The sequence below is a fragment of the Streptomyces sp. NPDC087428 genome, assembly GCF_044744085.1.
Classification (GTDB): Bacteria; Actinomycetota; Actinomycetes; order Streptomycetales; family Streptomycetaceae; genus Streptomyces.
In genome coordinates, this window is record NZ_JBIUXR010000003.1 from 182,895 (window position 1) to 203,139 (window position 20,245).

The 20,245-nt window shown below is 70.1% G+C and carries 22 protein-coding genes and 1 pseudogene; 10 read left to right on the forward strand and 13 right to left on the reverse strand.

Annotation, left to right across the window (positions count from 1 at the left end; all coding sequences use genetic code 11):
* Nucleotides 1-26 precede the first annotated feature (26 nt).
* Nucleotides 27-977, forward strand: coding sequence for an amino acid ABC transporter permease (locus ACIO3R_RS08100; protein ID WP_363025884.1), 951 nt, complete (start codon nucleotides 27-29; stop codon nucleotides 975-977).
* On the forward strand, nucleotides 974-1,735 hold the full coding sequence (locus ACIO3R_RS08105; RefSeq protein WP_402104443.1) for an amino acid ABC transporter ATP-binding protein: 762 nt from the start codon (nucleotides 974-976) through the stop codon (nucleotides 1,733-1,735). The genes ACIO3R_RS08100 and ACIO3R_RS08105 overlap by 4 nt, the downstream gene beginning before the upstream one ends.
* A gap of 89 nt (nucleotides 1,736-1,824) precedes the next feature.
* On the opposite strand, the gene ACIO3R_RS08110 is transcribed toward ACIO3R_RS08105, so the two are convergent.
* Nucleotides 1,825-2,586: a class I SAM-dependent methyltransferase gene (locus ACIO3R_RS08110; protein WP_385037787.1), complete on the reverse strand. Its 762-nt coding sequence runs from the start codon at nucleotides 2,584-2,586 to the stop codon at nucleotides 1,825-1,827.
* A gap of 90 nt (nucleotides 2,587-2,676) precedes the next feature.
* Between ACIO3R_RS08110 and ACIO3R_RS08115 the strand changes: the two genes are divergently transcribed.
* Nucleotides 2,677-3,306 (forward strand): CGNR zinc finger domain-containing protein, encoded by a 630-nt coding sequence (locus tag ACIO3R_RS08115; RefSeq protein ID WP_385348750.1) that lies wholly within the window; start codon nucleotides 2,677-2,679, stop codon nucleotides 3,304-3,306.
* On the opposite strand, the gene sodX is transcribed toward ACIO3R_RS08115, so the two are convergent.
* A complete protein-coding gene (sodX, locus tag ACIO3R_RS08120; protein WP_385037781.1) occupies nucleotides 3,210-3,668 on the reverse strand; it encodes a nickel-type superoxide dismutase maturation protease in 459 nt (152 codons plus the stop codon). The genes ACIO3R_RS08115 and sodX overlap by 97 nt on opposite strands.
* Nucleotides 3,669-3,847: 179 nt before the next feature.
* Between sodX and sodN the strand changes: the two genes are divergently transcribed.
* Nucleotides 3,848-4,243, forward strand: coding sequence for a superoxide dismutase, Ni (gene sodN, locus ACIO3R_RS08125; protein ID WP_219567071.1), 396 nt, complete (start codon nucleotides 3,848-3,850; stop codon nucleotides 4,241-4,243).
* Between the two features lie 7 nt (nucleotides 4,244-4,250).
* On the opposite strand, the pseudogene ACIO3R_RS08130 reads toward sodN, so the two are convergent.
* The 4 genes and pseudogenes from ACIO3R_RS08130 to ACIO3R_RS08145 all read right to left on the reverse strand — a co-directional run.
* Nucleotides 4,251-4,430, reverse strand: a pseudogene (locus ACIO3R_RS08130) (site-specific integrase); the annotation flags it as partial.
* 434 nt (nucleotides 4,431-4,864) lie between these two features.
* On the reverse strand, nucleotides 4,865-5,581 hold the full coding sequence (locus ACIO3R_RS08135; protein WP_402104448.1) for a DUF4097 family beta strand repeat-containing protein: 717 nt from the start codon (nucleotides 5,579-5,581) through the stop codon (nucleotides 4,865-4,867).
* Between the two features lie 54 nt (nucleotides 5,582-5,635).
* Complete coding sequence (locus ACIO3R_RS08140) at nucleotides 5,636-7,021, reverse strand: FtsX-like permease family protein (RefSeq protein WP_402104451.1); 1,386 nt, start codon at nucleotides 7,019-7,021, stop codon at nucleotides 5,636-5,638.
* Entirely contained in the window at nucleotides 7,018-7,701 is a 684-nt protein-coding gene (locus ACIO3R_RS08145; protein WP_385037764.1) for an ABC transporter ATP-binding protein, read from the reverse strand. Before ACIO3R_RS08145 ends, ACIO3R_RS08140 begins: the two co-directional genes overlap by 4 nt.
* A 204-nt stretch (nucleotides 7,702-7,905) precedes the next feature.
* On the opposite strand from ACIO3R_RS08145, the gene ACIO3R_RS08150 reads away from it, so the two are divergent.
* From ACIO3R_RS08150 to ACIO3R_RS08170, 5 genes are all read left to right on the forward strand, one after another.
* Entirely contained in the window at nucleotides 7,906-9,078 is a 1,173-nt protein-coding gene (locus tag ACIO3R_RS08150; protein WP_402104454.1) for a histidine kinase, read from the forward strand.
* A 33-nt stretch (nucleotides 9,079-9,111) separates the two neighbouring features.
* Nucleotides 9,112-9,780: a response regulator gene (locus ACIO3R_RS08155; protein ID WP_402104457.1), complete on the forward strand. Its 669-nt coding sequence runs from the start codon at nucleotides 9,112-9,114 to the stop codon at nucleotides 9,778-9,780.
* Between the two features lie 339 nt (nucleotides 9,781-10,119).
* Nucleotides 10,120-11,064, forward strand: a complete 945-nt coding sequence (locus ACIO3R_RS08160) for an ABC transporter ATP-binding protein (RefSeq protein WP_385041746.1) — start codon at nucleotides 10,120-10,122, stop codon at nucleotides 11,062-11,064.
* The gene (locus ACIO3R_RS08165; protein ID WP_402104461.1) at nucleotides 11,061-12,029 is read left to right on the forward strand and encodes an ABC transporter permease; all 969 of its coding nucleotides are present in this window, start codon (nucleotides 11,061-11,063) and stop codon (nucleotides 12,027-12,029) included. The genes ACIO3R_RS08160 and ACIO3R_RS08165 overlap by 4 nt, the downstream gene beginning before the upstream one ends.
* 47 nt (nucleotides 12,030-12,076) lie before the next feature.
* A complete protein-coding gene (locus tag ACIO3R_RS08170; protein WP_385041742.1) occupies nucleotides 12,077-12,481 on the forward strand; it encodes a GntR family transcriptional regulator in 405 nt (134 codons plus the stop codon).
* A 57-nt stretch (nucleotides 12,482-12,538) separates the two neighbouring features.
* Here the strand turns inward: ACIO3R_RS08170 and ACIO3R_RS08175 are convergent, their stop codons facing one another.
* Nucleotides 12,539-14,011 (reverse strand): MFS transporter, encoded by a 1,473-nt coding sequence (locus ACIO3R_RS08175; protein ID WP_402104464.1) that lies wholly within the window; start codon nucleotides 14,009-14,011, stop codon nucleotides 12,539-12,541.
* Nucleotides 14,012-14,112: 101 nt separating this feature from the next.
* Here ACIO3R_RS08175 and ACIO3R_RS08180 point away from each other — a divergent pair, with 101 nt between their 5' ends.
* Nucleotides 14,113-14,724: a TetR/AcrR family transcriptional regulator gene (locus tag ACIO3R_RS08180; RefSeq protein WP_402104467.1), complete on the forward strand. Its 612-nt coding sequence runs from the start codon at nucleotides 14,113-14,115 to the stop codon at nucleotides 14,722-14,724.
* Between the two features lie 2 nt (nucleotides 14,725-14,726).
* Here ACIO3R_RS08180 and ACIO3R_RS08185 read toward each other — a convergent pair whose 3' ends face one another.
* The 6 genes from ACIO3R_RS08185 to ACIO3R_RS08210 form a co-directional block, all read right to left on the reverse strand.
* Nucleotides 14,727-15,341, reverse strand: coding sequence for a nucleotidyltransferase domain-containing protein (locus tag ACIO3R_RS08185; RefSeq protein WP_402104470.1), 615 nt, complete (start codon nucleotides 15,339-15,341; stop codon nucleotides 14,727-14,729).
* Nucleotides 15,341-16,270 carry an SDR family oxidoreductase gene (locus ACIO3R_RS08190; protein WP_385025155.1) on the reverse strand — a complete coding sequence of 310 codons (930 nt, stop codon included), beginning with the start codon at nucleotides 16,268-16,270 and terminating at the stop codon, nucleotides 15,341-15,343. The genes ACIO3R_RS08185 and ACIO3R_RS08190 overlap by 1 nt, the downstream gene beginning before the upstream one ends.
* Nucleotides 16,267-16,623 carry a DUF952 domain-containing protein gene (locus ACIO3R_RS08195; RefSeq protein ID WP_385025159.1) on the reverse strand — a complete coding sequence of 119 codons (357 nt, stop codon included), beginning with the start codon at nucleotides 16,621-16,623 and terminating at the stop codon, nucleotides 16,267-16,269. The genes ACIO3R_RS08190 and ACIO3R_RS08195 overlap by 4 nt, the downstream gene beginning before the upstream one ends.
* Nucleotides 16,624-16,632: 9 nt before the next feature.
* Nucleotides 16,633-17,961 (reverse strand): choice-of-anchor A family protein, encoded by a 1,329-nt coding sequence (locus ACIO3R_RS08200; RefSeq protein ID WP_402104474.1) that lies wholly within the window; start codon nucleotides 17,959-17,961, stop codon nucleotides 16,633-16,635.
* 183 nt (nucleotides 17,962-18,144) lie between these two features.
* The gene (locus ACIO3R_RS08205; RefSeq protein ID WP_402104870.1) at nucleotides 18,145-19,146 is read right to left on the reverse strand and encodes an NAD-dependent epimerase/dehydratase family protein; all 1,002 of its coding nucleotides are present in this window, start codon (nucleotides 19,144-19,146) and stop codon (nucleotides 18,145-18,147) included.
* Between the two features lie 140 nt (nucleotides 19,147-19,286).
* Nucleotides 19,287-20,240: a LysR family transcriptional regulator gene (locus ACIO3R_RS08210; protein WP_385025166.1), complete on the reverse strand. Its 954-nt coding sequence runs from the start codon at nucleotides 20,238-20,240 to the stop codon at nucleotides 19,287-19,289.
* Nucleotides 20,241-20,245 lie beyond the last annotated feature (5 nt).

Below are 20,245 nucleotides of genomic sequence, written 5' to 3' on the forward strand. Positions count from 1 at the left end.
GACCCCGGCACTGAGAGGCATCAGCCGTGATTGACACCGACAAGCCGGGCCCGGCCGACCAGCCACCCGCACCGCCCGTCCCGGCGGCCGGACCCGAGGCGATCAAGGCCATCCCGGTCCGGCACTACGGCCGGTACGTCTCCGCGGTCGTCGCCATCGCCGCACTCGTCGCGATCATCTACGCGTTCAGCCAGGGCCGGATCAACTGGGGTGCGGTCCCGGACTACTTCTTCGACGACCGCATCGTCAAGGGGGTCGGCCAGACCCTGCTGCTGACCTCCCTGTCGATGGTGATCGGCGTGGTCGGCGGCATCCTGCTGGCCGTCATGCGCCTGTCGAAGAACCCGGTGACCTCGTCGATCGCGTGGTCCTACATCTGGTTCTTCCGCGGTACGCCGGTCCTGGTCCAGCTGTTCGTCTGGTTCAACCTGGGTCTGGTCTTCCAGTACATCAACCTGGGGCCGATCTACAAGGACTACTGGTCGAGCTTCATGACGCCGCTGCTGACGGCGCTGCTCGGCCTCGGCCTCAACGAGGCCGCGTACATGGCGGAGATCTGCCGGGCCGGTCTGCTCTCGGTCGACGAGGGCCAGACGGAGGCGTCCCACGCCCTGGGCATGAGCCACGGCAAGACCCTGCGACGCGTCGTGATCCCGCAGGCCATGCGGGTGATCGTGCCGCCGACGGGCAACGAGGTCATCAACATGCTCAAGACCACCTCACTGGTGGCCGCCGTGCAGTTCTACGAACTCTTCAAGTACGCCCAGGACATCGGGCAGGCCTCCGGGGCCCCGGTGGAGATGTACTTCCTCGCCGCGGCCTGGTACCTGATCATGACCTCGGTGCTGAGCGTCGGGCAGTACTACCTGGAGCGGTATTACGCCCGCGGTTCCAGCCGCAGCCTGCCGCCCACCCCGTTGCAGAAGATCCGGACCAACCTGCTGTCACTCGGCCGCCCGAACGGAGGCATGGCATGACCGCCATGGTGAAGGCCGAGGGCGTCCACAAGTCCTTCGGCGCCGCACACATCCTCAAGGGCATCGACCTGGAGGTCGCCCCGCGCGAGGTCTTCTGTCTGATCGGCCCGTCCGGTTCCGGCAAGTCGACCTTCCTGCGGTGCATCAACCACCTGGAGCAGATCAGCGCCGGCCGGCTGTCCGTCGACGGCGAACTGGTGGGCTACCGCCAGAAGGGCGACAAGCTCTACGAGCTCAAGGACAACGAAGTCGCCCTGAAGCGCCGGGACATCGGCATGGTCTTCCAGCGCTTCAACCTGTTCCCCCACATGACGGCGATCGAGAACGTCATGGAGGCTCCGGTCCAGGTCAAGCGCGAGTCCAAGGCCGTCGCCCGCGCACGGGCGACCCAGTTGCTGGACCGGGTCGGCCTGTCCGACAAGGCGAACAACTACCCCTCGCAGCTCTCCGGCGGACAGCAGCAGCGGGTGGCCATCGCCCGCGCACTGGCCATGGAGCCGAAGCTGATGCTCTTCGACGAGCCCACCTCCGCGCTCGACCCGGAGCTGGTGGGCGATGTCCTGGACGTCATGCGCGGTCTCGCCGAGGACGGCATGACGATGATCGTCGTGACCCACGAGATGGGCTTCGCCCGTGAGGTCGGGGACGCGCTGGTCTTCATGGACGACGGCGTGGTGGTCGAGTCGGGCCACCCGCGCGACGTGCTGACCGACCCGCAGCACGACCGGACGAAGTCGTTCCTCTCCAAGGTCCTGTAGGCGCCGCGACCGAACGGGTACGGGAGGGCGGTACCGGCTCACCGAGCCGGTACCGCCCTCCCGTCGCGTCCGCCGTGTCCGCCCCGCCGCTACTTCACCGCGAGCACCAGGCTGTCCGAGGGCGAGGACCAGACGGCCCGCGCCTCGCCGAATCCGGCCGCGCGCAGGGTGTCCGCGTGCCACCGGACGGACGGCGTGTCGCCGTCGGCGTGCTCGCCGTAGATCCGGAACCGCTCGGCGGTCGGCCCGGCGAGCACCGGGTCCTTCGCGGCCAGCGCCCACCAGTCCGCCCAGTCCAGGGCGCCGCCGGCCCTGGCCCCGTCCATGACGGCGTGCCGACGGGCGCGTTCGGCGGCGTTGATCCGGGGGGTGTCCGTATCGGTCATGTGGTCGGCGTTCATGAAGACCCCGCCGTCCCGGACGAGGCCGCCGAGCTGCCCGTAGAGAACGGCGAGCGGCTCGCTGTGCAGCCAGTGCAGGGCCGTGGCGGTGAGGACCGCGTCGTACGAGTCGTGGGGCAGCCGCGCGGCCCACCCCGGGTCCTTGAGGTCGGCGGTCACGAAGGTGACCCGCGCGTCGTCCGCGAAGGAGCCGCGGGCGATGGCGAGCAGCGCGGGGTCGAGGTCGACCCCGGTGCTGGTGGCCTTCGGGAACCGCCGGAGCAGCCGGTCCGTAATACTTCCCGTACCGCACGCGAGGTCGAGCACCCGCGGTTCGGGGCCCACCAGGGCCTCGACCATGTCGAGCATGACGCGGAAGCGTTCCTCGCGGTCGGGCATGTACCACTCCTGCTGCCGGTCCCAGCTCTCCTGCCAGGCCTGCCAGTCGGTGCCCCGTGCTGTCTCCGTCACCAGAAAGCCTCCTATGTAATACCCTGGACCCAGGGAAGACCATTACATTACCGTCGCACCGACTTTAGACCGACGCCGTAAGGACTACAAGTGGAACTGGCCTATTACTCGGACTACGCCGTGCGCCTGGTCAACACCGAGGAGCCGGCCCGCAACAAGGACGCCCTCACCTCGGTCGACGCGGTGCGCGAGCTCTTCGGCGTCAACGGGCAGGCCGCCCGCCGGGCGACCGACGCCGATGTGACCCGCTTCCGGTCCGTCCGGGCCCGTCTGCGCTCGGTCTTCGAGGCGGCCGACGGCGGGGACGAGACGCTGGCCGTGGACCTGCTCAACTCACTGCTGCTGGAGTTCCCGGTCAGCCCGCAGATCTCCGGCCACGACATCCGGGACGCGGACGGAAAGCCGGACTGGCACATGCACCTGGCCGACCACCCGTCCAACGCCACGGCGGGCTACGCCGCGACCGCGGCGATGGGCCTCGCCTTCCACCTCACCTCGTACGGCGTGGACCGGCTCGGCCTGTGCGAGGCGGCGCCGTGCCGCAACGCCTACCTCGACACCTCGACCAACCGTTCCCGCCGCTACTGCTCGGACCGTTGCGCGACCCGCGCCAACGTCGCCGCCTACCGGGCCCGCAAGCGCCTGGAGACGGAGCGCGCCGCCGAGACCGGCCGCAGCGCGGAGACCGCCCAGCCCGCGACGCCGCGCAGCGACCGCTGATCCTTCGTCAGCGGCCGGTAGCGCGCCCGGACCCTGGCCAGCACGAGTTCCTCGGGCACGGTCCCGTAGTCCGTGCTGTCGCCGCCCGCGAACCGGTTGTCACCGCGCACCCACCAGCCGCCGGTCCGCCGCTCCACGGCCCGCTTGACCACCAGCAGGTCCTGCTGGAACGGATGTCTCAGGATCACCACGTCACCGGGGCGCACCGGCACCCCGTACTGCACGAGCAGCCAGTCCCCGTGGTGGAGCGTGGGCACCATCGAGGGCCCCGTCACCTCCACCACCTGGAACGGCACCCGCGCCGCCAGCCCGCGTCCGGGCTGTTCATCGGTCAGCTCCGGCACCTCCGGCACCTCCCGCATCTCTCCGGCACCTCCCCGTCCGTCCAGTACACCGTCCACAACAGCGTTCCGTACATTCGGCCACTGGTCCCATCCTCACCCTGGACTTTTGGCCTAAGCCCATGGGGGCACCCACTATTTCGCGCCTCTCACGGAGTAATGTCCCACCTGAGAAGACGATCACGAGGAAGGACAGCCCCATGCTTTCCCGCCTGTTTGCCCCCAAGGTGAAGGTCAGCGCCCACTGCGACCTCCCCTGCGGCGTATACGACCCGGCCCAGGCCCGCATCGAGGCGGAGTCCGTCAAGGCCGTCCAGGAGAAGTACCAGGCCAACGAGGACCCGCACTTCCGGGCCCGCGCTGTGGTCATCAAGGAGCAGCGCGCCGAGCTCGCCAAGCACCACGTCTCGGTGCTGTGGAGCGACTACTTCAAGCCCCCGCACTTCGAGAAGTACCCGGAGCTGCACCAGCTGGTCAACGACGCCCTCAAGGCGCTGTCGGCCGCGAAGGGCTCCACGGACCCGGCGACGGGCCAGAAGGCGCTCGACCTGATCGCCGAGATCGACAAGATCTTCTGGGAGACCAAGAAGGCCTGATCTCTGGTTAGGCCGTCTGACCTGCGGTTTCACTGGTCATACTGCCTACCGGTCCGCACCCGGTCCGCAGGCCGCCGAGAACGGCGTCCCTCACGGACCGGGTGCGGTCTTCTTTTCCCGGCCACAGGTGTGCGCAGATCCGCCGGGTGATGACGGCGGACGGGTGGCGGGGGACGAGCTGGACCTGCCAACCGACCGGGACGAACTCCTGACCCGCCTCGACAAACGCAATCGCCGCGAAGACGCCGACGCCCTCACCGTGACCCCAGAAGACTGGACGACTTCTTCGCCCGCTTCGAACAACCGTCCGATGGTGAGATGCCGTGGTCTACGACGGCGACCTGGACACCGCTCTCACGCACCGGCAGGAGTGAGCCCGCCGCCCCCGGTTCAACCTCGATCCACCGCGTGATTTCTGATCTTCGGTTCCGGGCGAGCCCGGGGGGATTCGCCGTGGTGCGGAAAGCCGTGATCGTCGGGTGGCCGTCCGGGGCGGGTTCTCCGAGGTCTTTCCTGGTCGTGGGCGGGTGGAACGGCTCGTCGGTCAGGTGAGCACGCGCTGTCCGCCGGCGGTCCACAGGTCGGCGAAGTCGTCGGCCCAGCACCGGTGTTCGACAGCCCTTAGGGCCTCTCCCCCTCGCTGATATCGATGTCGCCATTCCGCGTCTGCACGTTCACGCTGTGGCTGCTCGTGCTGTCGTCCGCGACATTCACGGTGACATCCCCCTTCTTCGCCGCCGTACGGACCGCGTATGCCGATGCAGGCAGGCTGAGTTGCACGTTGCCGTCCTGGCTCTGCACATCGACACGATCGGGTACGGAGGTGAGGTCGAGGTCGGTGTCGCCGTTTCGCGAGACGACGCTCACAGACGTCGCGGAGATCCCGTCGCCCTGTACGGTTCCGTCGCGTCCTTCCAGGTGGAGGGCGGCGCCGCCGAGGTTCGACACCTGCACGTCGCTGTTGCCGTACTCGGCCGTGACCGCGACATTGCGCGGCACCTTCACGGTGTACTTCGCATGGCAGTTGACGGAAACACCATCACAGTCCACCGAGAGTGTGAGAATCCCGCCCTCGAACTGCCACCCGGCATCTATCTCACCGCCGATCTTCGTGCCGCTGACCCGGCGTTCCACTTCGACGTCGTCGACGTCGGAGGCGATGAGGTGGAGGTCGGCGGAGTTCGACTTCACGGTCAGGCTGTCGCCGCTGAAGTCGAAGGACTTCGATTCAGGAGTGGCGTTCGCCTGGTCGACATCCGGGTCGCAGCCGGTTGCTGCGAGCACGAGGAAGGCGGCTGCGCCGAGGGCAAGGATCATGCGTGTCCGGCTGTCGTTCATTGTTTCCGTTCCCTGGTGATTCAGCTGCGTGTTCGGTCGTCGTCCCGGTTCAGTTCAGGAGCGCAGAGCCCGGGCCGGGACGGTGCGGGAGACGCGGGCTGCCTGGAGTGCCAGTGCGAGGCAGGTCGTCACGAGCGTCACGGCAGCAAGTGCGCCGAGCGTCGCCCACGGGAGGCCGTCGAGCACCTGGCCCACGCCGACCTCGGCTCCCACGGCGATGGTGGTACTCGCCACCGCGAGAAAGACCGCGCTGAAGACGATCGCCGTGCCTGCGTAGATCACGCCCTCGTAGACCGTGGACCGCGTGGTGACGCCCGGCCGCGCGCCGGCGACGGCAACGACCGCGGAATCGCGTGTGCGCTCCCGCCCGACCAGGGCAATCACCGCCAGGCCACCGGACCAGGACACGACGAAGACCCAGCCCAGAACAGTCATGACATCGCCCAGCCCCGCGGTACTTCCGGGCATGACGTTGCCCATCGTCATGAACAGCACGATGAACGACAGGGAGAGCGCGAAGGGCAGCACCGTGGTGACGCTTCGGGTCGCGCGCGTTCGGCACGACTGCACGGCGAGGTGCCAGGCGACGCCACGCGACGGGACGAGGGCGGTCCAAAATCTCATCAGAGGTGTGAGCACCCACGGCCCCATCAGCAGCAACAGGCAGATGAGGAAAAGGTTTCCGGCGAAGGCGAAGGCGGTCCGCTGCTCGATGCCCCCTTCAAGTTCGAGGCCGAGTCCGGGAATCCACATCCCGAGCACACCGGCGAGAAGGCAGAGGGCGAGAATGCTCCGCGCGACACCGGGCCGCGGCGGCGGATCGGAGTGGTCCCTGAAGGCGCGCATCTCCGGCGTCCTGGCGGCTCGGCGTGTGACGCCCCAGCCGCCGAGCAGGCACGGGACCACTCCTGCCAGCAGGCTCGCGCCGAGGTGCCAGAGCTGGAGTCCGGCGGTGGCTCCGTGCAGGTCGAGTCCCGTCGCCGTCCACTGCGAGAGGGCGATGTTCGCAACGAAGGGGGCCAACGGTACGGCCAGCGCGCCGGCCACCGTGCCGAGGACCACCAGCTCGGCGCGGAGAACGGATCTGACACGGTGGCGCGGGATCCCGAGGATGACCCACAGGGCTTGTTCGCGTCGCTGGGTCGTCAAGGTCAGACCGACGGTCGAGGCGACGACACCCACGGCGGCCAGCACGGTGAAGAAGACGATGTTGCCGCCGAGCGCGATCGACGCGGAGACCATCCGTGCGTCGCCCGCCGTCCGCGCCGCCGAGACGGCGGTGAACATGGCGATGACCGAGCCCGCCGAGCAGGCCGCGCCGACCACCGCACACGCGAGCGTCCACACCCACATCGACGCCTGCACGCGAACGTCCGACAGGACGAGCCGCAACATGCCGCTCGTACCGCTGACGCGGCTCGTACCGCTCCCGCCGCTCACGCCGCCGCCTCGTTCGCGTCGTCCTTCGACTGCGCCGCGAGGACGGCATCGCTCACCGTGTGCGGGTCGCCGCCGGAGATGACGGCGTGCACCCGCCCGGACCCCATCACCACGACCTGGTCGGCACGCGCGGCCGCATGCGGGTCATGCGTGACCATGACCACCGTCGATCCTTGTGCGGGCAGTGCCTGCAGCCAATCGAGCACGACGTGACCGGACTTGAGATCGAGCGCGCCGGTCGGCTCGTCGGCGAAGACGATCCGTGGCTGATTCGCGAGGACCCTGGCCACGGCCACGCGCTGGCGTTCGCCTCCGGAGAGCCGGTCGGGGCGCCGCCTGGCGTGCTGGGCGATGCCGAGCCGCGACATGGCCTCGCGGACACGCGACTTGGGCAACCGGTGGCCCGCCAGTCTCGACGGCAGACAGATGTTGTCCTCGACCGTGAGCGAGCTGACGAGGTTGTACTCCTGGAAGACGAAACCGATGTTCTCGCTGCGGAACGCGGCCTGCTTGCGTGGGCCGAGCGACAGGACATCCGTTCCGAGAATCTCGATGGAACCTGCGGTCACTCGCTCCAGGCCGGCCATGCAGAGCAGGAGCGTCGACTTTCCCGATCCGGAGGGTCCGACGATCGCGGTCAGCCGGCCCTCAGGAATGTCCAGATCGATATCGTGCAGCACACGTGTCGTTTCCCTTTTACGGCCGGGAATGGGAAAGTCCACACGGAGGCCGCGCATACGGATACACGGTGCGGAAATGGGGGCTGCGATAGGCATATGACAATATTAGGCAGCGCTGAACACGCTCCGCACGGGTGTCAGCACTACTTCGAGGTAGACCTAGGTCTACCTTCTCGAGATCCGCCGTATGCCATAATTCTGGCCATGTCGCAGATTCGTGCCGCCCGAAGGGTGCTGACGGAAATCATCGCAGCAATGGCCTTCCCGATTCTGCTGCTCTCCCTTCTTGTTGCACCGGCCTCGGCGGCCGTGCTGACGGAGTTGGACCGCTCGAGAGCGCGGTGGTGCGGCGTCGGCACGATGCCGCTGCGGCCCGCGGACCAGAGCTGGGCGCAGTGGGTGGCACGCCAGCTGCGATCGCGGTCGATGTGGCGTACCGACCTCCCGGTCCTCGTCGCCGCCACGCTCCTTTCCGCGCTGTCACTGGTGGTGGCATTCTTCGGGTTCATCGGTGCCGCCGCGCTGGTTTTCTCTCCCGTTTTCTGGTCGTTCGGTATCGCCGCACAGGTCGGCCCTTTCACTCCGGCATCACTTACGGAATCCTTTCTGGCGATGCCCGCAGGGGTACTTCTGGGTGCGGTCACCACAGGTCTCCTGACCGGAATCTCCCTTCTCCGGGACCTCGTCCTGCGCACTTTCTCGATAAGCCGGAACCCGGATCTGCTCGCGAAGCTGGAGGAACTCCGCACCAGCCGGGCCTCGTTGACGACGGCCTTCGAATTCGAGCGCCGGCGCATCGAACGTGATCTGCACGACGGCGCTCAACAGGAGCTGGTCGCCGTCGTGATGCGCCTCGGGATGCTGGAGGCCGCAGCCTCGGCAAGCGGCGAGGAACGCATCGTGGAACTGGCACGTCAGGCACAGGACCAGGCCGAGCACGCACTGGAGCGGCTCCGGGAAACAGTGCGCGAGATCCACCCTCGCGAATTGAGCGACCTCGGCCTCGTCGCCGCCGTCCGCGAGCTCGCCGCGCGATCACCGCTGCGGGTCGAGCTGAACAGCACCGGAGATGATACCCACTTGTCGTCGCCGACTGCGACAGCGGCCTATTTCACGGTCTCCGAGGCGCTCACGAATATTACGAAGCATGCGGGCGTGGGCAGCGCCCGGATCGACCTGGAGTGCAATTCAGGTGGCGTCCGCGTCTGCGTGCGCGACGACGGTGCGGGCGGCGCGGAAATCGACGCGGGGTCAGGCCTTGCGGGACTGCGCGAGCGGATGCGAAGCATCGGTGGGGAGCTCGAGATCCGAAGCCCTGCGGATGGTGGCGGAACCGAAGTCGTAGCATCCGCTCCCGGCCAGCCCACATGGAAATGAAGTTACTGAAGGCGAACAAGTGAGGCAGAGGCCATGAGAATTGTCCTGGCAGATGACAGCATGCTGATTCGTGCCGGAATCCGGGAAATCCTGACCTCCCACTCTCACGAGGTGATCCGTGAATGTGAGGACGCTACCGAACTGGTTGCCGCCGTCGACGATTTTGCGAGTTCCGGGACCGCACCGGACCTGGTGATCACCGATGTCCGCATGCCCCCCGGAAACACCGACGACGGACTCCGCGCCGCCATCGACCTGCGATCACGTCATCGGGATCTGCCGGTCCTCGTCCTTTCCGCCTACGTCACCGGACCATACGTCCAAGAGCTGTTGAACGGTCCGGGCGCGGACGGGGCGGTCGGGTACCTGCTCAAGGAAAAGGTCGGCAGAGTCACCGACTTCCTGCGCGTACTCGATACGGTTTCCGGTGGTGGCGTCGTGATCGACCCGGAAGTCGTCCGCTACGTCACACACGCGGACGCGCCCCAGGGCCCGCTCGCCCGGCTCACCGACCGCGAACGCGAGGTGCTCACCCTCATGGCGGAAGGGCGCTCCAATGCGGAAATCGCATCAGCGCTGTTTCTCTCCGGAGCGTCCGTGAGTAAGCACGTGGCCAATGTGTTCGTGAAACTCGGAATGCCCCCGAACGAAGACAACCGCCGCGTCAAGACAATTCTGACCTGGTTCGAGTACAACTACTGAGTTCAAACCCGACAGAAAAAGCGCTCGCGGTACTTGAAATGCTCACCGAATCCGGCAGCAGCCACTCCAACCGCAAAAGACCAGGCCGGCGACCCACGGCGCCCCTCACCGCAGGTCACCGCCCCACCCCATCACCAGGAGACCAAGAAGGCCTGATCGCCCCGCCCTTCAGCCCCTGGCTGGACAGCAGGCCAGAGCAGGAACGACAGAGAGGCCCGACCGCTTCGAGCGGTCGGGCCTCTCTGTCGTTCGCAGATCGTTCAGGCTGCTCCGCTTGACACTCGCTCGACCGGGACACCATGATTCCATTAGCTGACTAATGGAATTGAGGCGAGGCGCGTGGCTCACACGAGCACCCCCCACAGGACCTCGGGCGCGTGGGCATTGGAAGCCCGTGGCCTGAGCAAGCGATACCGGCGCGGATGGGCCCTGCGGGACTGCTCCTTCCGGCTGCCGGCCGGAAGGATCTGCGGTCTCGTCGGACCCAACGGCGCGGGCAAGAGCACCCTGCTCGGCATGGCCACCCGGCAGGTGGAACCGACCGAGGGTGAACTCCACGTCTTCGGCATACCGGCGAACGACGCCGCGGTGATGCCCCGGTTCGCCTTCCTGGGGCAGGACAAGCCCCTGTTCAAGCGGTTCACCGTGGCGGAGACGCTGCGGATGGGCAGTGAGCTGAACCCCGGCTGGGACATGGCGGCCGCGGAGCGGATCGTCCGCGCGGGTGACGTACCCGTGCACGCCCGGGTCGGCACGCTCTCCGGCGGTCAGCGCACCCGTGTGGCCTTCGCGTTGGCCTTCGGCAAGCGGCCCGATCTGCTGCTGCTCGACGAGCCGATGTCGGATCTCGACCCGCTGGCCCGCCACGAGATGAGCACGCTGCTGATGGCGGAGGCCGTCGAGCGCGGCACCACCGTGGTGATGTCCTCCCACATGCTGACCGAGCTGGAGGACATGTGCGACTACCTGCTGGTCATCGCCGGAGGGCGGATCAGGATGGCCGGTGACGCCGACGCGCTCGTCCCGGCCCACGCGCTGGTCACGGGGGTGACCGAGGAGGGGACGCTGCCCGCGGCGCTCGGCCCGCACACGCTGATCGAGAGCCGGATCCAGGGCCGCCAGTTCCAGGCGATGGTGCGGCCGAACGGCCCGCTGCGCGGTGACTGGCAGATCACCGAACCCAGCCTGGAGGAAGTGCTGCTCGCCCATCTCCGCTCGCCGGACGCACCCGCGCTGTACACACCCGGCGCCCGTATCGAGGACGAAGGGACCAGGGCCGCATGAGCACCACCCTGTCCGAACCCCGCACCGAACGATCAGCCAGGCCCCGGATGCTGCGCGGGCTGAACTGGCTCTTCGTGCGCCAGCACCGCGCCACACTGCTCGGCGTCCTCGCCCTGGTGGTGGTCGCCGGCGCCTGGATCCTGTACCAGCACGCCGACATGACCCAGACGCTCGACAAGGTGGGCTGGCCCGAGAAGGAGGCCCCCCAACAGCTCCTGGGACGGCAGTACAACTATCTCTCCACCCTGCTGAACGCGATCCCGGTCGTTCTCGCCGTCTTCCTCGGCGCCCCGCTGATCGCGGCCGACCAGGAGAACGGCACCGCCCAGCTGGCCACCACCCAGTCCGTGACGCGCGGTCGCTGGCTCGCCGCGAAGTGCGCCTGGAGCCTCTCGGTCGCCCTGCTGGCCGGGGCGGTGCTCTCGCTGTGCTTCACCCTGTGGTGGAAGCCCTATCGCTCGGTGTTCCAGGCCACCTGGCTGGAAGGGAGCATCTTCGACAACACCGGCCCCATGCTGCCGGCGCTCTGCGTGTTCCTCACCGCGGCGGGCATCACCATCGGTGTGCTGGTGCGCCGTCTGCTGGCGTCCATGGTCGTGACCTTCGTCTTCTCCGTCGTCGCACAGGTCGCCTGGGGCATACTCCGTGAGCACCTGGCCGCGTCCCGCATGGTCTCCTACCCCCTCGACCAGGACGTCCCGGGCCGGCTCTCCGAGGCACACGAGCTGGACCGCTGGATCGGCAGCGCCGACGGACACCTCTACGGCTGGGGTTCCTGCGCCGAGGCCACCGAGAAGGCCATGGACGCGTGCCTCAAGGAGAAGGGGATCGTCAACAACGTGATGGAGTACCTCGGCTACGACCAGATGGCGGCCATGCAGTGGACCGGCGCGGGCATCCTGCTCGCCGGTACGGCCCTGCTGACGGCGTTCACCCTGTGGCGGGTCTCCCGGCGCCCCCTGTAAGAACCGGGGCCCCGTCCTACGTAAAGTGTCGGCATCGAGCGGAAGGGATGAAATCCGTGGTCGTTTTCCGCATCGACCGGCGCAGCGGAGTCGCGACGTATCTGCAGATCGTCCACCAGGTCGAACAGGCGCTGCGGATGGGCGCGCTGGAGGAGGGTGACCGGCTGCCCACGGCCGCGCAGGTCGCAGCGACGACCAAGGTCAACCCGAACACGACGCTCAAGGCCTACCGCGAGCTGGAGCGCGCGGGCCTCGCCGAGGTCCGCCAGGGAGCCGGCACGTTCATCACCCGCTCTCTCGCTCAGCCGCTGGCAGGCCCCGAGTCCCCCTTGCGCAACGCGCTGTCGGAGTGGATGCGCCAGGCCCAGGCCGAAGGTCTCAGTGGCCAGGACGTCACCGCCCTCTTCCGGGCGGCGTACGAAGTGACGTACCCGAGCGACGCGCACGCCTGAGCGGTCCTCCGGCGTGCGCGGGGCGGGGCCGGTCCCCCGGCCTCCGCACCACTCGCCTCACGCGCCGCTTCTCTTGCGCCGGGGCCCCAGGAAGGCGCCTGCCAGCAGGGCCCCGGCCAGCACCAGCGCGGAGTTGACCAGGATCGCGAGCGAGACACCCGACAGGACGGCCTGCGGGCCGTTGTCGCCGACGCCGGACATCCGGGCGGTGACGACGGCACTCATCACCGGGATGCCGAGCGTGATGCCGACCTGCTGGGTCATGGTGGCGAGGCCGGTGGCCAGGCCCTGTTCCTCGTCGGGGAGTCCGGAGGTCGCGGTGACCATGAAGCCGACGATCATCAGCATGTTGCCGACGCCGCCGATGAACGTGGCCGCCAGCAGCAGCCAGATCCACGCCCCCGAGGTGCCGAGCGCGACCAGGGAGAGGGTGGCGGTGGCCTGGACGATGCCACCGGTGACGATGGCCGTCCGGTTGCCGAAGCGGCCGACGGCACGGCCTCCGAGCGTGCCGCCGATGACCGTGCCGATGCCGAGGACACCGAACGCGAGGCCGGTGGCGAGGGGCGAGTAGCCGAGCACCTCCTGGAGGTAGAGCGTCAGCAGGAAGACCAGCGAGGTCTCGGTGACGAAGGCGATCAGGCCGGTGGTGTTGCCCCAGATGACGCTGCGGCGCTTGAGGATGCGTACGGGGACGAGCGGCGCGGCGCTCCGCTTCTCGACGAACCAGAAGCCGGTGAGCAGCGCGGCACCGGCGAGCAGTGCGGCCAGGGTGGCGGGTGTGGTCCAGCCGGTCGCGCCGGCCTGCGTGAGTCCGTAGACCAGGAGCAGCAGTCCGCCGGTGACGGTCGCGGCTCCGGGTACGTCGAGCCGGGGCCGTACGGCGGGGCGCGAGTCGGTGATGACGGACGGGGCCAGGGCCACGACGAGGGCGGCGACGGGCACGTTGACGAAGAAGGCCCAGCGCCAGGAGAGCAGATCGGTGAGCAGTCCGCCGAGGATCGCGCCCGCCGTGAACCCGGCTGACATCAGGGCCCCGTTGAGGCCCAGGGCGCGTTCGCGCAGCGGGCCCTCCTTGAACGCCGTGGTCAGCAGGGCGAGTCCGGCCGGGGTGACGGCCGCGGTGGCGAGGCCCTGGAGGACACGGGCGGTGAGCAGCACCTCGGGGGAGGTGGCCAGTCCGCCCAGCGCCGAGGAGAGCCCGAGGACGACCATGCCGCCCACGAAGACGCGCTTGCGCCCGACGAGGTCCGCGACGCGGCCGAACAGCAGGGTGAACCCGGCGGCCGCCAGGGCGAACGCGGTGGCGATCCACTGGAGGTCCGGGAGGGCGAAGCCGAGCCCCTCACCGACGACCGGCAGGGCGACGTTCAGGATCGAGAAGTCCACGGCGATCATGAACTGGGCGCCGAGGAGGAGGGTGAGGACGAGCTTCTGCCGGCCGGTCATACGGGGTGCGTGCGACGGTGGACCCGCGGTGGCCGGGGTGCTGACGGTGGCGCGTGACGGGGTCTGGCTGGGTGCGGACATGGTCGCCCTTCCTCGGACGGAGGCTTTAACGGTTCCGTGGTTCCGTTAAGATGGAGCGACCGTAGCAGAGGAGAGCGCAGTAATGGAACTGGAGTCCCGTTATGACGTCTGAGGGTGTGGAACCCGGTACGGTCCGGCCCGGCGGCCGCACCGCCCGGGTCCGGGAGGCCGTCCTGCGCGCGGCGGGTGACGCGCTGGCCGAGCACGGCTTCGACCGCCTCGATCTCGCCGATGTCGCGCGCCGCGCGGAGGTCGGCAAGACGACCGTCTACCGGCGCTGGTCCGGCCCCACCGGGCTGATCGCGGACCTGCTCGACGACATGGCCGAGCAGTCGTCCCCGCGCACGGCGACCGGCTCACTGGCCGAGGACCTCAGGGCCAACGCCCGGCTCGTGCTCAGGACCCTCACCGACCCGCGCCAGGGTGCCCTGTTCCGTTCCGTGATCGCGGCGGCGGCCTGCGACGCGCGCACCGCTCGGGCTCTTCACCGCTTCTACGCGATCCGGATCAAGGAGTGGTCCGGCTGCGTCACCGAGGCCGTCGAGCGCGGGGAGCTCCCCGCGGGCACGGATCCGGACGAGGTGATCCGTGCCGTCTCTGCGCCGCTCTACTACCGCCTGCTGGCCAGTGGCGACCCGCTCGACGCGGCGGCCGCCGACCGCGCGGCCGACGCCGCCGCCGCGGCCGCGCGGGCGGGTGCGTACGTGAGCTGAGCTCAGCCCGCCCGCAGCCGGGCCGCCCAGGGGTGGTCCGCGCCCTCGGCCAGGGTGATCGTCTCGGTCAGCCAGGCGCGCTGGTCGTCCCCGAGGACCGGCAGCGCGGCCTCGAAGTCCTGCTCGTCCTTGGGGCGCCGGGACCCGGACTTGTACAGCAGCTGTACCTGCGGCACGAGATGGGGGACGCCGTCCGCGGAGAGCGCGCCCAGCCGGTCCAGCGGCAGCCTGATCCTGGGGTCGCGCCGGAACACCCAGTCGTCGCCCGCCACGTCGTCGAGCATGAACTGGACGCGCCACGGCTCGTCCGGGCCCGGCCGGCACCAGATGTCGTGGACGTGCGCCGGCAGGATCTCGCCGGGGTTCCAGGGCCGCAGCGTGCCGGGCGGGTCGGCGGACCACCACTCCCAGCCCGACAGCACCCGCTGGACGGCGAGCTGGTCGCGGCGCAGCAGGAGCACATCGATGTCGCCGTGCTCGCGGTAGGCGCGGCCGACGGCCAGTTCGACCGCGTACCCGCCCGCGATCCACCACGGGTCGCGCAGCGGGGCGAGCAGGCGGACGGTCTCGGCGAGTGACAGCGGGTCCCAGGGGCCCCAGGGCGTTTCCGTGCGCATCAGCGTCCGAGGAGGTGCCGGTAGCTGTCCGGGTGCTCCATGAGGTAAGTCGCCAGATCCTTGGCCGGCCGGCCGGTGAGCCGCGGTACGGCGTCGGAGACGGCTGCCATCTCCCCCGCCGCGATGGCTTCGTACGACGTCACCCAGCCGGCCACCTCCCAGTCCTGCGCGCCGTACCGGGACCGTGAGGCATAGGCCTCCTCGCGGGTCTCCGGCACGTAGGTGACGGTCCGTCCGGTGGCCCGGCTCAGTTCCTCGGCCGCTTCGGCGAGGGTGAACGCCTCGGGGCCGGTCAGGTCGTACGTCTGCCCGTCGTGCGCGGCGTCGCCCTCGGGGCCGCCGGCGGGCAGCAGGACCGCGGTCGCGGCGTCGGCGATGTCCTCGTGGGCCACCGCGGCCACCCGGCCGTCCCCGGCCGGGCCGCGCAGCACGCCGTCCGTGCCGGTCATCGCCGGGATGCCGGCGAGGTACCAGCTGTCGCGCAGGAAGGTGTGGCGGACGCCGGAGACGCGGATGTGCGCCTCGGTCTCCCAGTGGTCCCTGGCGAAGGTGAACGTCGCGTCGGGCGCCGCGCCGAGGAAGGAGACGTACACGATCCGTTCGACGCCCGCCGCCGTCGCCGCGTCCACGGCGGTCATGTGCTCACGCACCCGGTCCGGGCTCTCGTGCGCGGAAACGAGGAACAGGGTGTGCGCCCCGGCCAGGGCGCGGCGCATCGCCTCCCCGTCGCCGTAGGGCGCGGCCGGTGCGGTGTCGGCGCCGGGCAGTTCGGGCAGCCGGGACGGGTCGCGGCCCAGGAGCCGGACAGGAACTCCGGCCCGGGTCAGCCGCTTCGCGACCCGCCCGCCGAGCGCGCCGCTCGCGCCGGTGACCGCGGTCAGGGGACCGCTCGTGTCGTCGGGACCGTGCGTGTCGTCCGAGGGGGTCATGCGGGGCCGCCTTCCTTGTGCTGCCAGGGGCGCACCTCCACGACCGCGTCGACCGGAACCGGTCCGTAGATGTGCGGGAATTCCTCGCCGCCGGGTGTGACCGACTCGTACCGCACGGGCGCGGGGAGCCGTTCGGTGTCGATGACGAGCACCACCAGGTCCTCGTCACCGGTTCCGGCGCGGCTCCCCGCGCCGTACAGCATCTCGGCCACACCGGGGAGCTGGTGGGGCAGTGAGCAGTGGATGAAGCCCTCTTCGTGCAGGGTGCGGCCGCGGGTGGACATCTCGTACGTCCCGATCCCGCGGGCCGCCTCCCACAGCGGGCCTTCGGTGAGGTGCAGCAGTTCGGCCATGAGCCAAAACTAGCCGCGCCGACGCGTCCTCCGGGCCATCAGCGTGGCCGCCGATCCCGCGACCAGCAGCGCGGCCGCGATCCCGCCGATCACCCATTCACCGCCGCGCGAACCCGTGTTCGGGAGTTCGCCTCCCGGGTGGGGCCGGTGCGGCCAGGAGTGGGTGGGGGTCGGCTCGGGACCGGGGGGCGTCTCCGACGGCGACGGTCCCGGCGTGTCCGACGGTGTCGGGGTGGGGGTGGGTGTGTCCGTCGGGGTGGGAGTGGGGGTCGGGGTGGGAGTGTCCGTGGGCGTCGGTGTCGGGGACGGCTCCTCGCCGCAGCCCGGCAGATCGCCGTCGAACGGGTAGGCGTGCAACTCGTGGCCCCCCGACTCGCCCTCCGACGAGTGGGTCAGCGAACCGGCGCTGTAGAAACGGCCGTTGGTACCGCTCATCGTCAGGTTCGCCACGCTGGAACGCTGCCCGATGAGCACGCTGCCCTGGAACTGGCCGGTGCCCTTCAGTCCGATCGTGGTGGCGTCCGGGAAGTTCCACATCAGCCGCTCGCGGAGCTCCGACTGGGGCAGCGAGCCCATGTACGTACTGATGTCGCGGGTGCTTCCGTAGACGTTGACCAGCACGGTGGCGCCGTCCGGGACGCCGTGGAAGACGATGCCCTCCTGCCCGCCCGAGCCGGTGGTCAGATCGGCGTCCAGCGCGAAGACCTGGAGGGCGGATGCGCCGTCGCCGGTGAAGACGGTCTCGGATCCGTCGTTGCGCACCGTGCCCGTCGCCGGGCGGCGGTGGTCCTCGTTGTCGTCGTACGCGTAGCAGTGGCTGGCCGCCGTCAGCTGGTCGCGCAGGGCGGTGTACGGGGCGGTCGCGCCGGCCTCGTGGACCGCGGCCGGGATCACCGTCCCGGTGAGGTTCCCCGCGTAGCGCACCACACCGTGGTTGAGCCCTTCCTCGGCGAGCAGCCGCTCCCCGGTGGCGATGCTCAGGTCGCCGCCCACCGTCAGGTAGTCGGAGCCGTCCGGCGGCGGTACCCGTGACCCCACTCCGGCGACGCCGACGTTGTAGATCTGCGAGGCGCCCGCCCGTTTGCTCATGTCGAACCGGCCGAGGGTGACGATCTTCCCCTCCGCCTCCGCGGCGGCCTCCCTGACCAGGTAGTCGCCACCGACATAGATGTTGATGTTGCTGTCGTGATGGGTGACGGGCATGTTGTTCGGGTCCTGCCAGTCCGAAGGACAGCCGTCCCCGAGGCACGGTCCGAGACCGCCGGGCAGCGGGTCGGCGGCCGCGGTGGGCGCGATGGCCCCCACCATGGCTGCCGCTGCCGCCACCGTCACCGCCACGCGGTGATTTTTACCGCTTCTGCGCGCTTTTGTTCCCATGCAGCGTAATATGCAGGTTTATTGAGTACTCATCAGCTTTGCCACGCCGGGCGAACGGCCCGCTTCCGCCGACCGGTCGGCCTGGCCGGGTCCCGGACCGCGGGTGCGGGACAGCGGGCCGGGGGGCTTCCGCCGTGGCCCGCGTCAGCCCGTCAGCAGCTTCGCCTCGGTCCGCGGATCGAGGCCGACCGGGGGCCGGTCGGGCCGCTGCGGTGCGCTGCCGCCCTGTGCGCACAGCCACGTCCAGGTGTCGGCGACCGTCTCCCGGACCGGCCGGCAGCGCAGCCCCGTGGCGTACGCCCGGCTCACATCGCCCTGGTGCAGGCTGTCGTACAGCTCCCCCGGTGGCAGCCAGACCGGCAGATCGGTCCAGGGCTCCACACCCGCCGCGAGAATCGCCCCGGCGTCCGTCCAGCGCAGCTCGGCATCGGAGCCGGTGGCGCGCACACAGGCGTCGAGCAGCTCCCCCATCGTGGCGTGCCCCGGCCGGCTGACCAGGTTGTACGGTCCGTGCAGACCGCTCCCGGCGGCGTCGAGCAGCCATCCGGCGAGGTCGCGGGCATCGATGTACTGAAGGGGCAGGCCGGGTGTCCCGGGGGCCAGTACGGGTCCGCCGCGGGCGATCCGCGTGAGCCACCAGGGCAGCCGGCCGATGTTCTCCCAGGGGCCGATGATCAGTCCCGCGCGGACGAGCAGCGCCCGGTCACCGAAAGCCTCCAGCGCGGCCAGTTCGCCCCCGCGTTTGGCCAGGGCGTACGAGACGTCGCCACCGGCGTCCGGTGAGGCCCCGTCCACCAGCGGTCCGTCCTCGGCCAGACCGGCCGGGGCCGGGTACGCGTAGACGGAGCGGCTGGAGACGTACGCGTACCGCCGGGCGCGGCCCGACAGCAGCCGCGCCGCGTCCCGTACCGCCGAGGGGGCGCCGCTCCAGGTGTCGACGACCAGATCCCAGGCGTACGTGCCGTCCCCCGGCCCCCCTGCGGCTTCGAGGGCGGCCAGACCGCCCCCGGCGGTGCGGTCGCCCAGCAGTTCGGCCACGCCGGGCGGCGGCCCGTGGTGGCCGCGGTGGAACACCGTGACCTCCCAGCCGCGCGCCAGGGCGTCCTCGGTGACGGCCCGGCCGACGAATTCGGTACCACCCAGCATCAGAAGCCTCATGACGCCGACTCTGCCTGCCCGCGCCCCGGGACCGGAACCGGCCTCGCTCTGAGCTGAACCGGCCGCGTACCGGGCCGCCCCTGCCCCTGCCCCGCTCCGGGCCGCGTCGGGTCCGGCCCGGTCCGCGCTCAGGAGGAACGGGCGAGCGGACTACGGTTGCGCAGCAGCCACTGGTGGTAGCCGTCGGCCTGCCGGGCCGCCTCCCGGTACGCGTCCTCCAACTCCCCGTACACCGCCGCCATGTCGGCGCCCGGACGGGAGACCAGCAGCAGACGTACGGCGAGCGGGTCGTCGCGCAGCGGGCGGATCGCCATGTCGTCGCGCGGGCCAGAGGTCGGCTGGCAGGGGGCGACCGCCTCGCCCAGGACGACGAGGGAGGCGGCGGTGAGGTAGTCGCCGTGCAGCACGGTCGGCTCGACACCGGCCGCACCGAACACCCGGCGCAGACCGTCCCACTCGCCGTCCACCGTGGGGTCGACCATCCACCGGTCGGCGGCCAGGTCGCTCAGGTCGACGACGGGCAGGGCGGCGGCCGGGTGGTCGCGGGCCATCGAGACGAACTGCGGTTCACGGTCCACGAGCACCCGCTGCACCAGGCCGTCCGGTACGTACAGCGGACAGCCCTCGACCTCGTGCACGAAGGCGACGTCGAGCCGGCCCGCCTCGACCGCGCGCAGCAGCGCGTGGGCCGACACGTCGACCCGTAGCGAGATGTCGGTGCCGGGCAGCCTGATGCGCAGCCTGCGCAGCCAGCCGCCGATGACCCGGCTGGCGGTGCAGCCGATCCGCAGCCGGGGGCCGCCGGCACGGGCCGCGTCCGCCTCCGCCTTCGCGTCGGTGACCAGGGCCCGCATGCCGTCCACGAGCGGACGGGCCCGGCTCAGGACGGCGTGGCCGAGGAGGGTGGGACGACAGCCGGTGCGTCCGCGGCTGAACAGCTCGGCGCCCAGGGAGTTCTCGATCCGGCGCAGCTGCGTGGTGAGCGAGGGCTGGCTCACTCCCAGCCTGCGGGCCGCCCGGTGCAGGCTGCCGGTGTCGGCGATGGCGCACAGCGCCCTGAGGTGCCTCACCTCAAGCTCCATACCGC